This is a genomic window from Microvirga zambiensis WSM3693, assembly GCF_016735695.1.
In the GTDB taxonomy this organism is placed as follows: Bacteria; Pseudomonadota; Alphaproteobacteria; order Rhizobiales; family Beijerinckiaceae; genus Microvirga; species Microvirga zambiensis.
The window spans coordinates 1-13,350 of the sequence record NZ_JAERQD010000103.1 but is presented as its reverse complement, the minus strand read 5'-3'; the positions used below and the strand labels follow the sequence as shown (position 1 = coordinate 13,350).

The window sequence follows — 13,350 nt, the reverse complement described above, 5'->3', positions numbered from 1 at the left end:
GTCCATATCGACGTCGATCGAGCCAGTGCTCTTCCAAATGCCCCAGTCCCACAAGGCGGCCCAGCTCGGATGCGTACGATTTAACCGCTGTGATAGCTGCTGATATCGTTGGGTGCGGTTCTTGTGAAATTTACTCGGACGTGTGCGGCATCTACACGGCGGACCCGCATCTGGTAAAGGGAGCCAGATTGGTCCCTGAGATTTCTCATACATGCGTCAGCCGTATGGCGCGCCATGGAGCCAAAGTGCTTCACTATGGGGCGCTTGAGTACGCCTCTAGCCGCGGCATAGTGATTGCCTGTAAATCGTTGCGACCGCAGGAAGTGGTCGGAACGCATGTAGCCGCTACAGGAGATGTTGCCACAGTTATCGTCGATCGGTCGGCGACGAGGTTGGACTTCAATGATCGTTCCGAATGGCTAGCAGCACTACGCGTGCTAGAGGAACTCGACATCACGTGGGTAGATTCGGGTCAGGGCGTGGGAGGTCCAATTTACTTGAGCCAAGATGCGGACGTTGCTCTTGGCATCTTGGCGGAGCGCCAGATCAAGTCGTTACATATTAGCAAGTGTATATTGGTGAGTGAAATAACAAGCGATGTTACCAGGGTCAACGAATTCTGCGATTTATCATCTGCTGTTTCTTGCGCGCAAAAGCTGCATGCAGATCTCCACCCTGAGGAGCGTCAGCTCGCGTCTGGAACGTATAACAAATAATCTTCCGCTGATGCTGGTTCGCCATACGCATCCGCTGAGGACCGCGGAATCTCCGGTCATGGCGTGGTAAGGTGGGCGCATGGAGATCGATCACGACAAGATCGACGGTAAGCATGCGGTGAGGGCCGCAGGGTGAAGGATGAGGCGCCGGACAGCTTGGAGTTGGTCTGGCCGATCTGATCCTTGATGATCTCGCGGAGCATCTCGATGCCAGCCAGAGTAAAGGCACGGGTTCGGCCATCGTTGATGTCGTTGTAGGGTCTGGGCACATCATTTCAGTTGAGCCAATGCGGGATCGAGCCGGTGATCGGCGATCCTGATGCGCTCCCGACTGACGTCGTAGCTTGCCTCAACGGCTTCACCCAGCGGCGTCTGATCGAGGAGTTCACAGATGCGGTCGATGGGCGACTGACCGCCCAAGGCGGTATGGGGTCGATGCCAGTTCCAGTGATGCTGCCACTCCGACAGCTTCGCCTCGATCTCCGGATTTCTGGGATCAACCGTGTCCCAGAACTCCTCCCGATCCGTCCGCTGCGTCCGTTCGACCTTGCCGTTCAGATGGGGAGATCTGGGCGGGATCGGCCGAAACTTGATGGCCCAGTCCATCAGGCGCTGCTGAACCGCCTCGGCGAAGAACTCGCGCCCGCGATCGGTTTGGATGCGCTGGATCGGGAACGGCATCTCCTCGATGACTCGCTCTAGAAAGTCGAGGGTGTTGGCACCCGTGGCACGGCTGTAGACGCCGAGCACCTTATAGCGGCTGCAATCGTCGATCGCGGTGTACTGGTAGACGCCGGGCCTGATCTTGCAGAAATCCATCTGGACGCGGTCCCCAGGGATCGGGCGGCTGTAGCGTCGTGTTCCCTTGCGCCACCGGCGCGGCCGCTTCAGCACCTGCTCGCCATGACGGACGAGCGCCCGATGGATGGTGTCGAGCGACAGCGTCAGAGCGTGCTGGCGGATCAGCTCATTGCGCAGTTGCTTGACCCCGAGCCGCCGCTCCCGCCGCAGGGACAGGATGAGCGCTTCCTGGTCGGCAAAGACCTTCTGGGCAGCCAGACGATGTGGGCGGCGGCTGTGGTCCACGAGGCCAGCCTCTCCATCAGCCTGATAGCGGCGCCACCACTTGCGTAGAGTAGGCCGGGAAATGCCGCAGCGGCGGCAAACCAGGCCAGCATCTCCGGTTTTGGCATAAAGCTCGACCCACGCGAGGCGCGCCTTGGTCAGATCCATCGCTTTTCCCAGCCCCTCGGCTGTGGATCTTGATGGACAGCGCTCCCGCGCTGCCCACAGGTCCACAGCAGCAACAGGATCAGCATCGCATCTCAGAGGTGGATTTGACGATCGGAAAATTTGAAACGATGTCGTCGGACCTCACACCGAACTGCTCGCCGGCGACGAGGTGCTGGCCACAGCCATCCTCGATCGCCTGCTGCGCCGGGTGCATGTTCTCAACATCAAAGGACGCAGCTATCGCCTGCGGGAACTCGAGGAGGCTCTCCAGCGGGCGCACGCCTGAGCGGTCGTAAACCTGATGTCGCCTTATCTCGTAAATCTGGGTGTCGCTTGACAGCTGTCGAGCGTCAGCCGTTGCGAAACGTATAGCTGTAACCGTTGATCGCCGGCGCGCCGCCGAGATGCGCATAGAGGACCCTCGATCCCTCTGGAAAGAACCCTTTCTGGACAAGGTCGATCAGCCCTTGCATCGATTTACCCTCATAGACGGGATCAGTAATTATCCCCTCGAGCCGCGCACACAGGCGGATGGCCTCCTTCGTTTCCTCGGACGGAATACCGTAACGCGGGTACGCGTACTCCTCGAGCAACACCACGTCATCCTCGACGATTTCCATGCCAAGGTCGACGAGCTTCGCAGTATGCTGGGCAATGTCTAGCACCTGCGCCTTGGTTTGGGCGGGGGTGGCGGAGGCATCGATCCCGACCACTTTGCGCTGTCGCCCATCCTTGGCGAATCCGACGACCATGCCGGCGTGTGTCGAGCCCGTGACCGTACAAACCACGATAAAGTCGAAGGCCAATCCAAGCTGCTTCTCCTGGGCGCGCACCTCCTCCGCGAACCCGACGTAGCCGAGACCGCCATATTTGTGGACGGAGGCCCCGGCTGGGATCGCATAGGGTCTGCCGCCCCTTGCCTTGACCTCGTCGAACGCCTGTTTCCAACTGCGGCGGATGCCGATATCGAAGCCCTCCTCGACTAGGCGTACCTCTGCTCCCATGATGCGGCTCAAGAGAATGTTGCCGACTCGGTCGTAGACGGCATCCTCATGTGGGACCCAGCTCTCCTGGACCAGGAGGCATTTCATACCGATCTTGGCCGCGACCGCGGCGATCATCCGCGTGTGGTTGGACTGCACGCCGCCGATGGAGACAAGCGTATCGGCCCTTGATGCGATCGCGGCGGGGATGATGTATTCGAGCTTGCGGAGCTTGTTGCCGCCGAACGCGAGACCGGAGTTGCAGTCCTCGCGTTTGGCGTAGATTTCCACCTTTCCCCCGAGATGCTGGCCGAGGCGGTCGAGCTTCTCGATGGGCGTGGGTCCAAAGGTGAGCGGGTGGCGTTTGAACTTTTCCAGCATGTTCTCTCCAGCGGCAGGCGACTGAACTGAAATTAGCAATCCGCAAGTCATGGTAAGAGGCGTGTTTGACGTGAGGTCAGCTGCGTTCTCCGATGTCCCAGAAGAGCCCCGTCATGATTTCCAGATCCTCCTTTGCAGACAAAGCAGCCTGGTCAGAAGGAGCACGCTTCCGAAATAGCCTACCTGAAGAAGCAGCGCACAGGCCACCGTTGTGACGATTACTGTGCGAATGGCATGCGGGACGAAGCAGACCATCAGAGTGTTGGTGTACAGGGCCAGCTGCAGGACGTGATCAAAGATCCTGAAGGGCACGCCGTTCTCGCTGGTTTGTGCGTCAGATCATGCAGGCACCGTGTCGGCCGCAACATGGGTCTGGCAGTTCTTCGGGCAGACACGGGCGCAGGCTCCGCAGCCAATGCAGCGGCCGGGATGGTCGATGACCATGATCATACGATTGAGCTGGCCATCGAAGTCGTCGTCCTCGCCGTCGCAGACGCCGAGGATTTCACCCGTGTCATCGATGCCGTAAAGGTGCATGACCTCGCGCGAGCAGACCTTAAAGCAGCGGCCGCAACCGATGCAGGTCATGCCATCGATCGCGGTCAGATAGTCCGGCATCCACTGGGAGCCGTCGCGGGTGACGAAAGGGCCCGTCATCGTGAACTCTCCAGCGCAGCGAGCTCCCTCTTGGCAGCGTCCAACTCGGAAAAAGCGTTGAACGTTTTCTCGGCGACCGCCTTGATCTCGGCCCAGCTGACCGGGAGGTCCTCGGCAAAATCGTGTAGTTCCATCTTCGCAGTTCCCGCGCGCGACTGCAGCTTGCGGACCTTCTTCTGCAGCTCTTCAACGTCCGGCATGATCCCCTTCCTCGAAAACCGGTTTCATCACGCCCGCGCCACGTCGGGATAGGCTTCGATGACGGTGATCGCATCGTCGACCAGTTTCGTACCGGCCGCAGCGAGTTTCCAAAGCGTCTCGAAGCCGAACCGGTGGACGTCACGTAGGGTCTTCGACAGAACGACCAACCGCCCGGTCGTGAGAAGCACGCACCCGAAGCCCTCATGGCTCATCTCCATCATCGGCGATGCCATCAGGCTGGAGCGCTCCTCGATCGCAAGCCCGACGGCGGTGTAAAAAAGGTCGAGCCGCCACAACACGTCCGGATCGGGATCGCCAATGATTGGGATCGCACGGCGCTGCTCCTTGGTGACGATGAAGTCGGCCAGCAGCTCGGCATCCGATTGGCCTTCCCATGACCCATAGGAATCCTGAGCGCGGATGAGCCGCACGAGGCATTTGACAAAAGGGGTGGCAAGGGCCGTTTCGTCCTCGTTGACAGCAGGGCTAACTGCGGCATCAGACATCTCGCGTTCTCCTCATTTCAGTCCTCGAAGGACGGTTTCTTTTCGGGGACGCCTGCTTCCGCCAGCACCTTGCGCAGCCAGGGCGGAGGAGCCGTCCTGAGCATTGTCTTGGTGCGCGACAGGACGTCTTCGATGGATTGAGGCTGAGGCACTTTGACCGGTTGGACTTTTGCCGAAACAAGCCTGGCTGCCGAAGGCCCGCCGATAGCCAGGCAAAACAAAAGATGGCAGCCCTTCAGCGCCTCCACCTTCCGGGTGATGCGGTCGTCGCCCTCGGTCCGATGCTTCCCACTCTCGTCGGAAACGTCATCGAAGGCTACGGCTTCCACGAAATTCCACGCGTCGGGCGTCACGTCGTAGACGGCAAAGCGCTTGGCCGACCCAAAATGGGCGTTGCAGCCTTTTATGTCTTGTGTGGCGATCGCCACGCGCATTGCGCCGGCTTGTCGTTCCGGCATCGGTGCGTGAGCCACGTCAGCGACGAGCGAGAAGCGACGAACGGAGGCCATCTGGCATGTCTCGGTTGCGGAATGGATCAAGAGTCTCAGGCGTCGGCGCGCGCTGGTTGGCCTGGAAGATGTTGGCGACCTCGAAGATCAGGTCGCGCGTCCCCTGATAGAGGATTGTGAGCTTGTGCTGACTGCCGAGCCGGTCAAAGATCGGGAAGCCAATGCGCATGAGGGGAATGCCGAGGCGCTCCGCCGCTTGGCGTCCGTGTGAATGGGTGACGAGAAGATCAGCGCCGGCGGCAAGACCTTCCAGATCGCCGAGATCGCCAACCTGGACCGATTCTGTCGGCACTTGCTCGAGAATTTTCGACGTATCGGTCGTGGTGACTGCGGCCGCGATGTCGGAGCCCATGCCGATGAAGAAGGTCGCAAGCTGGTAGAGCTGGTCTGGTTCGGCGGCGATCGCAATTCTCTTGCCGCCGAAATGGAAATGTCCGTCGAGCAACGCATCCTGCAGTTGCGCCCGGCGACGGCGGAGCTTGGTCGGCACCGCAGCGCCCGAAATCGCGGACAGCAGCGAGGCGAACCGGTCGACGCCTTTCAATCCGGTCAGCGACTGGAACAGCACGTAAGGCACGCCGGTCAGCCGGTGCAGCACCTCAGCCGGGCGGCGCATATGCTCGCCGATGGCGATGCAGTGCGCCACCGTGCCAAGCTCGCGGATCTCGTCGATGGTCGTCCCGCCATATGTGGTCGGAATCCAGCGATCAGGAACCGTGCCGTCGAGTGCGCCGGAAACATCCGGGAAAATCACCGCCTGCAGTCCAAAACTCTCCACCGTCTCGCGCAGATGCTCGATATCGGCCACGGTCAGGTTCCAGCCGGGCAGGATGGCGATCTTCTTTGTGTCTCGCGCCTGTTTGCCTGACCGCGTGATGGTCTCGATCATAGCTGTGACGGCCGTGGCCCAGCCGTCCTCGATCGCGCCGTGGAAATCCGGTGTGTTGGCCAGCACGACCTTCGTGCCGGCGAGTTCTCCGCCACGTTTCGCTCTGATACTGGCGATATCGCTTGCGAAGTCTTCACCACGGGTTTCCACCAGCGCCGTCGTGCAGACCCCGATCAGCTTCGGATTGGTGCGGGTCTTGAGGTTGAGGATCGCCTCCTCCAAATGGTCCGCCCCACCGAGGATCGTCGCGACCTCATCCATCGCCGTTGTCTGCAGCGGGATCGTCTCCTTGAAGTGCCGCACGAAGAGCACCAGCGCGAAGCTGGTGCAGCCTTGGCTGCCGTGAAACAGCGGCATCGCACCCTCGACGCCAAGAAAGGCGAAGGCCGCGCCCAGTGGCTGCGACGACTTCAGCGGGTTGACCGCCGCCGATTTGGTCTGGGGAAGGATGCGGACCATTGGCTTACCTCAACACTCGCCGAAGTCGCCGGCCGTCGTGCCGGCGAGTTTTTTGAAGGCGTCGACGGTAGCTCTTGCTCCCTCTTCTCCCAGCATCTCCTCCTCCACGGCAGGCAGGCAATCCCACGGTGCCGGCTCCCGCACCTGACACCAGATCGGGTTGTGAATGGCGAGGTCGATCTGGCGTACGAGTTCCACCATGCCGTCATAGCCGGCATAGGGATGGTGACGCTCCTGGTTGATATCGAGCCAGGGGATCTTGGCCTTCAGCGCGATGAATTGCGTGCGCCCGCCCGACAGCATGATGTCGGCCTTGTGCTCTGAGAGCATGGCGTAAAGCTCGCGCGGCGCCATCGACTCGAACATGTGGTTCTCGTCCTTGAGGATCTGTTTGATGCGCTCCTTGTCTTCCACCGTCGATTTCTTGACCGAGGTGCCGACGATCTCAATGCCGATTTCCATCAGCGCATGGACGACCGACCAGGACTTCACACCGCCGGTGTTGAGCAGCACGCGCTTGCCTTCGAGCCTCGGCCGGTAAGCCTCAAGCTTCTTCCACGCAATTGCCTCCTCTTCTGCAATCAGCGCCTCGGTGCGGTCGAGGATCTCCGGATCGGCACCCTTCCTCACGAGCAGGTCAGCGATCTGCCGAAGTGCTTCCGAGGTGTCGGTGATGCCGTAGAAGGAACCCTCGAAGAACGGGATGTCCCAGCGCTCCTCCATCTTGCGGGCGAGATTGATGAGCGCGGTCGAGCACACCATCATCGCCGCCCGGGCGCAGTGCGCGGAGGCAATGTCGAGGTAGCGTGCGTCGCCCGGAATGCAGGCACGCACCCGGATGCCGAGCTTGTCCAAAAGCGGCTTCACCAGCCAGAACTCGCCGGAGAGGTTGAATTCGCCAAGGATATTGATGTCATAAGGGCCGGCATCGTCGGGCTCCACCGTGCCGATGACATGATCGAGCAACGCCTCGCCGGCAAGCTTGTTGCCAAGATTCTTGGAGCCGACGAAGCCTGGCGCATTGATCGGCACCACCGGCAAGCCGAACTTTTCCGCGGCGCGCTTGCAGACGGCCTCGATGTCGTCGCCGATCAGCGCCGTCACGCAGGTCGAATAGACGAAGATCGCCGGCGGCGCATACGCTTCCTTGATCTCGCGGATCGCTCTGAAGAGCTTCCGCTCGCTCTGCCCCATGACCAGGTCGAGTTCGCTGAGGTCGGTCGTGAAGCTTGTGCGCCACAGCGTTGGCCCGGACGAAGCCGCGCCGCGGTTGTCCCAGGAATTGCCCTCGCAGGCGAGCGGCGCATGGATCAGATGCGCGATGTCGGTGATCGGCTGCAGCACAATCTTGGCGCCGTCGAAGGCGCAGCCGCCGGCTGCCGCCCCGGGGGTCAGCGGCTTCGAACAGCCCTTTTTGCGCGCCTTGGCATCCTTGCCGTGGTTCTTCTCGCAGGCGGGCTCGTTGAAGACATCCTGGATTTTGGCACTGAGCGAGGACATGGCGCCGGTCTCCAAAGGTCATCGGAAGACGGCCGGCCTCGACGAAGGCCGGCCGCTACTCTTAGCGGGTGAGATCATACGAATAGTCCGTCACGCCCGGCTCAATCGTCTCGCGATCGAGCTTGTCGAAGATCTTGTCGAGAATCGTCGTTAAGACGCGCAGCCCGCCTTGGTAGCCCATGAGCGGGAAGCGATGGTGATGGTGCCGGTCGAAGATCGGAAACGTCAGCCGAATCAGCGGCGTACCGGTGTCGCGCTCCAGATACTTGCCATAGGAGTTGCCAATTAGCAGGTCCACCGGCTCGGTGAAGAGCAGCGAGCGCATCGCCCAGAGGTCTTTGCCCGCCCAGACCTGGGCATCCTCGCCGAAGGGCGAGGATGCAAGCAGTTCCTTCATCTCGGCTTCCCAGGCCGCCGTACCGTTGGTGGCGAGGCAGTGGATCGGCTCGCCGCCGGTCTCCATGATGTACCGGGTTATGGCGTAGACGAAGTCAGGATCGCCGTAGATCGCGTATTTCTTGCCGTGCAGCCAGGACTGGCTGTCTGCCATGGCGTCGATCAATCGGCCGCGTTCCAGGCGGATGGCCTCGGGGATTTCCTTGCCGGAAATCGCCGACACCTTCATCAGGAACTCGTCGGTCGCCTGGACGCCGAGCGGGTAATGGAACGAGGCCGTCGCCTGCCCGACTTCCGCGCAATAGTTCAGCGTATCGCGGGTGTTGTAATGCTGTAGCGACAGTGTCGCCTCGGCGTTAAGCGCCGCCTTCACGTCCTCGATCTTGGTGCCGCCGTCATACATGCGGAACTCGCCGTCCGACGGCGTGTCGAACTGGTCAGAGGCGTCCTGGATGAAGGTGTAGGACACGCCCATCAGGTTGAGCAGGCGCCTCACTTCCCGGTTGTTGCCGACGCAGAAGCCGTCGAAACCCGGAATGATGTTGATGGTGCCAGCGGCTTCCGTGCGCTCCTTGCCATCCCAAAAATGCTCCAGCACGCCCTCCACCATGCCGTCATAGCCATCGATATGGCTGCCGACGAACGCCGGCGTGTGGGCGAAAGGCACGTCGAAGTCACGCGGGACTGAGCCTTCGTTCTTGGCGTTCTCAATGAAGCCGTGCAGGTCGTCGCCAATGACCTCCGCCATACAGGTGGTCGAGACGGCGATCATCTTTGGGTCGTAGAGCGTGTAGGTGTTGGCGAGCCCGTCAACCATGTTCTTCAGACCGCCAAACACCGCCGCGTCCTCGGTCATCGAGGAGGAAACGGCGGACGCAGGTTCCTTGAAATGGCGCGACAGGTGCGAGCGGTAATAGGCCACGCAGCCCTGGCTGCCATGGACGAAGGACATCGTCCGCTCAAAACCGGCTGCCGCGAACACCGCGCCGAGCGGCTGGCAGGCCTTGGCCGGGTTTACGACAAGCGCTTCGCGAGCGAGGTTTTTTTCGCGGTATTCCCAGGTCTTGGTGAACTCGCGTTGATCAGCAACGCCCTGATCCGGGTGCGGACATTCGAAATTCAGCTTCTTCGCGGCGAGCATCTGCCTGTATTCCGGCTCGCGAAACAGGGGAGCATGATCGAGAACTTTTTCGGCCGACTGCGGCATGGTGGTCACCTCTTCCATCTGGCCGCGCCATACGGCGGCACAGGGATGTCGAGACGTTTCAGGTCTCCCGCGGATCAAAGCCTGCGGGCGTTCATCGGCCTCCCTGCCCGTGGGAGGCCAGGTCTCATTCGGCGGCCATCGCCGCCAGCGGCACGGCCTTTTTCTTCCAGGGGGCGTCGTAGAGGTCCCAGACCGGGTTGTTGATGGCCAGATCCATGTCGCGGGCGAAGATGGCAAACCCGTCATAGCCGTGATACGGGCCGGAATAATCCCAGGAGTGCATCTGACGGAACGGGATGCCCATCTTCTGTACCGGGTACTTCTCCTTGATGCCGGAGCCAACGAGATCAGGGCGGATCCCCTCAATGAACTTCTCCAACTCGTAACCGGTCACGTCGTCATAGATCAGCGTACCCTTCTTCACGTAATGGCCAGTGCGCTGATAGTCGTCGTTGTGGCCGAACTCGTAGCCGGTGCCGACGATCTCCATGCCGAGATTCTCGTAGGCCGTGATGACGTGACGGGGACGCAGGCCGCCGACATAGAGCATCACCGTCTTGCCCTCGAGGCGCGGCCGGTACTTGGCGATGACCGCATCGACCAAGGGCCGGTACTTGGCGATGACCGCCTCGGTCTTGTCCTCGATTTCCGGCCCGAAATGCTTGGCAATCTTGCGCAGAGAGGCTTCGATCTGGGAGGGGCCAAAGAAATTGTATTCCATCCAGGCGATGCCGTACTTTTCCTCCATGTGCCGGCAGATGTAGTTCATCGACCGGTAGCAGTGGATGAGGTTGAGCTTAGCCTTCGGCGCGCGCTCGATCTCAGCGAGCGTGGCGTCCCCCGACCAGTTGCCGACCACGCGCAGCCCCACCTCCTCGAGCAGGATGCGCGAGGCCCAGGCGTCGCCGCCGATATTGTAGTCGCCGATGACGTTGACGTCGTATGCGCTGGGCTCGAACTCGACTTCCTTCTTGTCGAAGACCCAATCGCGGATCGCGTCGTTGGCGATGTGGTGGCCGAGCGATTGCGAGACGCCGCGGAAGCCCTCGCAGCGCACCGGCACAATCGTCTTGGCGTGCTCCTTGGCCTTCTTGCGCGACACCGCCTCGATATCGTCGCCAATCAGGCCGATCGGGCATTCGGACTGCACGGTGATGCCCTTGTTCAGCGGAAACAGTTCCTCGACCTCGTCGATGACCTGTTCCAGCTTCTTGTCGCCCCCGAAAACGATGTCCTTCTCTTGGAAGTCGGAGGTGAACTGCATCGTCACGAACGTGTCGATGCCCGTCATGCCGGTGTAGTAGTTGCGGCGCTGCGACCAGGAATATTGACCGCAACCGACTGGTCCGTGCGAGATGTGGACCATATCCTTGACCGGACCCCACACCACACCTTTGGAGCCGGCATAGGCGCAGCCGCGGATTGTCATCACGCCCGGAATGGACTTGATGTTCGATTTGACGTCGCATTCGGACAGGACCTTGCCCGCCTCGCCGATCTCATCCCTGCGCGTGGCAACACTGAGGTGCTTCTTGCGGCGCTTCGCCGCCTTATCTGGATATTGCGACAGCACTTCCTCGATAAGCTTCTCATGGAGAGCGCCGTTATTCTCGTGGTCCAGGCTCATGGGCCCTGCCCCTTTCAAGGTTCGGGTGACGCCTCGCCGAGGAGGCGCCGTTCGTGGAAAGGCACGCCGGGTCAAGGTCGGCGCCTCCTGTCGGCAGCGGCGGTTACCGGGCGGCCGCCCGCGTCGCTTCCTTGGCCTGAAGCTCGGCAAGCATCTGCTCGTCGGTCTTCATGATGCCGAAGTCGAGCAGCATGTCCTCGAGCTCTTCCATGGTGATCGGGGTCGGAATGGTGCCCTGGCCCGAATTGGCATGGATTTTCTCGGCCAGCGCGCGGTATTCCCCGGCCTGCTTGGAGTCCGGCGCGTACTGGATCACTGTCATCTTCCTGAGCTCGGCGTGCTGGACGATGTTGTCGCGCGGCACGAAGTGGATGAGCTTGGAATTGAGCTTGGCCGCCAGCGCCTCGGCGAGGTCGAGCTCACGGTCGGTCTGGCGCTCGTTGCAGATCAGGCCGCCGAGTCGCACGCCGCCCGCATGGGCATATTTCAGGATGCCCTTGGCGATGTTGTTGGCGGCATAGAGCGCCATCATCTCGCCGGACATGACGATGTAGATTTCCTGGGCCTTGTTCTCGCGGATCGGCATCGCGAAGCCGCCGCACACCACGTCGCCGAGCACGTCATAGGAGACATAGTCGACATCGTCATAGGCGCCGTTCTCCTCGAGGAAGTTGATCGAGGTGATGACGCCGCGGCCGGCGCAGCCGACGCCCGGCTCGGGGCCGCCGGACTCCACGCACTTGATGCCTCGGTAGCCAACCTTGAGTACGTCCTCGAGTTCGAGGTCTTCCACCGAGCCTTCCTGCGCCACGAGATGGAGGACGGTGTCCTGCGCCTTCGCGTTCAGGATCAGGCGGGTGGAGTCGGCTTTGGGGTCGCAGCCGACGATGAGGATCTTCTGCCCGAGGTCGACAAGGGCGGCGAGCGTGTTTTGGGAGGTGGTGGATTTGCCGATACCTCCTTTCCCATAGAATGCGATCTGACGCAGACCTGCCATGTTGCTTCCTTCCTTCGTTTCAGCGATCGCGATGTCACCCACGACATGAATATCGGTCGACAGCTCCTGCCGCGCCGCGACGAGGGAGTTTCAAAACTCGTGCCAATTTGGCGATCGAGCCGAAGAACGAACTTTGCGATTGCTTTTCAGCTACTTAGCCTGCGGCGCAACAAGTGACGGGCTCAACAAGCCTGTGTCGCAGACCCGACAAACACGACAGAAGGTGTCGGATGGCGTGACCTGCGATCGCTATACGTTGACCTCGCTGGAGAGCCATAAGGGCTGGCGATCTATCAGCGTACGAACAGCTGGATCAACGAGCGTCGAAATGGAGGCCTTTGCACATCCAAGCTCCCCCAGTGGAGAAGTCCTCATGCCGGATATCTGTTGCCTTTCCGTTTGCGGAAGAACGCAACGAGCGAGATCGCCACCAGACGGCATCGGGACCTGACGATCTTCACACTGGATGATGGCGACCGCAAAGGCCGATGACTTCACCGCCCGCATGTTCGACGCCATCAATGGTATGATGCTCGATGTTCTGGCCGCCGTGGCCCGCAAGGACTACGAGGACCGCCGCCGCCGTCAGGCCCAGGGGCAGGCAAAGGCCAAGGTTGCAGGCCGCTACAAGGGACGCCCAGAGAACACTGTCCGCAATGCCGGGATCATCTCGATGCTCAAGGTCGGGGCATCACGGTCGAATATTCAGGCTGCTACCAGGTGCAGCCGAGCGACAATCGCCAAACTCGCAAAGCGGGCGTAGAACATAGGGCCGCATAGCGTCCTTTGCAACGGGTTCAAACAGGCTCGGATTAGGAAATCAAATCTGCTTCGACCTGCTGGGTGTTGCGGCAAGCCTCGACATACTTTCTTGAAGTAAAACACCAGGACAATTCCAGATTATTCTGGATAACTCGCTGGTTATGGCATGCGGACGTCGACTTTAGCCAGCCTTTAATGATATCTTGTTAGATTGGCAATCGGCGCTTTCGCAACTATGCAGTGGCGTCTAAGAGTCTGACTCAGAAAGACGGGTTTGATTTCAGGGTCTTGCGAGCCGCCTCGTCAGCATCCGAATATGGGCGATAA

The 13,350-nt window shown here is 60.7% G+C and carries 14 protein-coding genes and 1 pseudogene; 3 read left to right on the top strand and 12 right to left on the bottom strand.

The genetic code is table 11. The features are described 5' to 3' along the window. Positions 1–89 precede the first annotated feature (89 nt). Positions 90–716, top strand: a complete 627-nt coding sequence (locus tag JKL46_RS32420; RefSeq protein WP_343074172.1) for an amino acid kinase family protein — start codon at positions 90–92, stop codon at positions 714–716. Positions 717–986: 270 nt separating this feature from the next. Here the strand turns inward: JKL46_RS32420 and JKL46_RS32415 are convergent, their stop codons facing one another. Continuing rightward, complete coding sequence (locus JKL46_RS32415) at positions 987–1,949, bottom strand: IS481 family transposase (RefSeq protein ID WP_201842389.1); 963 nt, start codon at positions 1,947–1,949, stop codon at positions 987–989. A gap of 160 nt (positions 1,950–2,109) precedes the next feature. Between JKL46_RS32415 and JKL46_RS32410 the strand changes: the two are divergent. Continuing rightward, positions 2,110–2,235 (top strand): annotated as a pseudogene (locus JKL46_RS32410) (ATP-binding protein); the annotation flags it as partial. A 64-nt stretch (positions 2,236–2,299) separates the two neighbouring features. On the opposite strand, the gene JKL46_RS32405 reads toward JKL46_RS32410, so the two are convergent. From JKL46_RS32405 to nifH, 11 genes are all read right to left on the bottom strand, one after another. Next, the gene (locus JKL46_RS32405; protein WP_201842387.1) at positions 2,300–3,313 is read right to left on the bottom strand and encodes a 1-aminocyclopropane-1-carboxylate deaminase; all 1,014 of its coding nucleotides are present in this window, start codon (positions 3,311–3,313) and stop codon (positions 2,300–2,302) included. 111 nt (positions 3,314–3,424) lie between these two features. Further along, positions 3,425–3,568, bottom strand: a complete 144-nt coding sequence (locus tag JKL46_RS32400; protein WP_246529687.1) for an exopolysaccharide production repressor protein — start codon at positions 3,566–3,568, stop codon at positions 3,425–3,427. An 84-nt stretch (positions 3,569–3,652) separates the two neighbouring features. Beyond that, on the bottom strand, positions 3,653–3,970 hold the full coding sequence (fdxB, locus tag JKL46_RS32395; RefSeq protein ID WP_201842382.1) for a ferredoxin III, nif-specific: 318 nt from the start codon (positions 3,968–3,970) through the stop codon (positions 3,653–3,655). Next, positions 3,967–4,170, bottom strand: a complete 204-nt coding sequence (locus JKL46_RS32390) for a CCE_0567 family metalloprotein (protein WP_201842380.1) — start codon at positions 4,168–4,170, stop codon at positions 3,967–3,969. Before JKL46_RS32390 ends, fdxB begins: the two co-directional genes overlap by 4 nt. A 27-nt stretch (positions 4,171–4,197) precedes the next feature. Continuing rightward, on the bottom strand, positions 4,198–4,677 hold the full coding sequence (locus JKL46_RS32385; protein WP_201842378.1) for a NifX-associated nitrogen fixation protein: 480 nt from the start codon (positions 4,675–4,677) through the stop codon (positions 4,198–4,200). A gap of 17 nt (positions 4,678–4,694) precedes the next feature. Continuing rightward, a complete protein-coding gene (nifX, locus tag JKL46_RS32380; RefSeq protein WP_201842376.1) occupies positions 4,695–5,186 on the bottom strand; it encodes a nitrogen fixation protein NifX in 492 nt (163 codons plus the stop codon). Beyond that, positions 5,152–6,534: a nitrogenase iron-molybdenum cofactor biosynthesis protein NifN gene (gene nifN / locus JKL46_RS32375; RefSeq protein WP_201842374.1), complete on the bottom strand. Its 1,383-nt coding sequence runs from the start codon at positions 6,532–6,534 to the stop codon at positions 5,152–5,154. The genes nifX and nifN overlap by 35 nt, the downstream gene beginning before the upstream one ends. 9 nt (positions 6,535–6,543) lie before the next feature. Next, positions 6,544–8,034 (bottom strand): nitrogenase iron-molybdenum cofactor biosynthesis protein NifE, encoded by a 1,491-nt coding sequence (gene nifE, locus JKL46_RS32370; RefSeq protein ID WP_201842372.1) that lies wholly within the window; start codon positions 8,032–8,034, stop codon positions 6,544–6,546. Between the two features lie 61 nt (positions 8,035–8,095). Further along, positions 8,096–9,637 carry a nitrogenase molybdenum-iron protein subunit beta gene (gene nifK, locus JKL46_RS32365; protein WP_009762337.1) on the bottom strand — a complete coding sequence of 514 codons (1,542 nt, stop codon included), beginning with the start codon at positions 9,635–9,637 and terminating at the stop codon, positions 8,096–8,098. 124 nt (positions 9,638–9,761) lie between these two features. After that, the gene (nifD, locus tag JKL46_RS32360; protein WP_009762338.1) at positions 9,762–11,264 is read right to left on the bottom strand and encodes a nitrogenase molybdenum-iron protein alpha chain; all 1,503 of its coding nucleotides are present in this window, start codon (positions 11,262–11,264) and stop codon (positions 9,762–9,764) included. Between the two features lie 103 nt (positions 11,265–11,367). Further along, positions 11,368–12,261, bottom strand: coding sequence for a nitrogenase iron protein (gene nifH, locus JKL46_RS32355; protein ID WP_009762339.1), 894 nt, complete (start codon positions 12,259–12,261; stop codon positions 11,368–11,370). Between the two features lie 466 nt (positions 12,262–12,727). Between nifH and JKL46_RS32350 the strand changes: the two genes are divergently transcribed. After that, the gene (locus JKL46_RS32350) at positions 12,728–13,024 is read left to right on the top strand and encodes a recombinase family protein (protein ID WP_154660905.1); all 297 of its coding nucleotides are present in this window, start codon (positions 12,728–12,730) and stop codon (positions 13,022–13,024) included. Positions 13,025–13,350 lie beyond the last annotated feature (326 nt).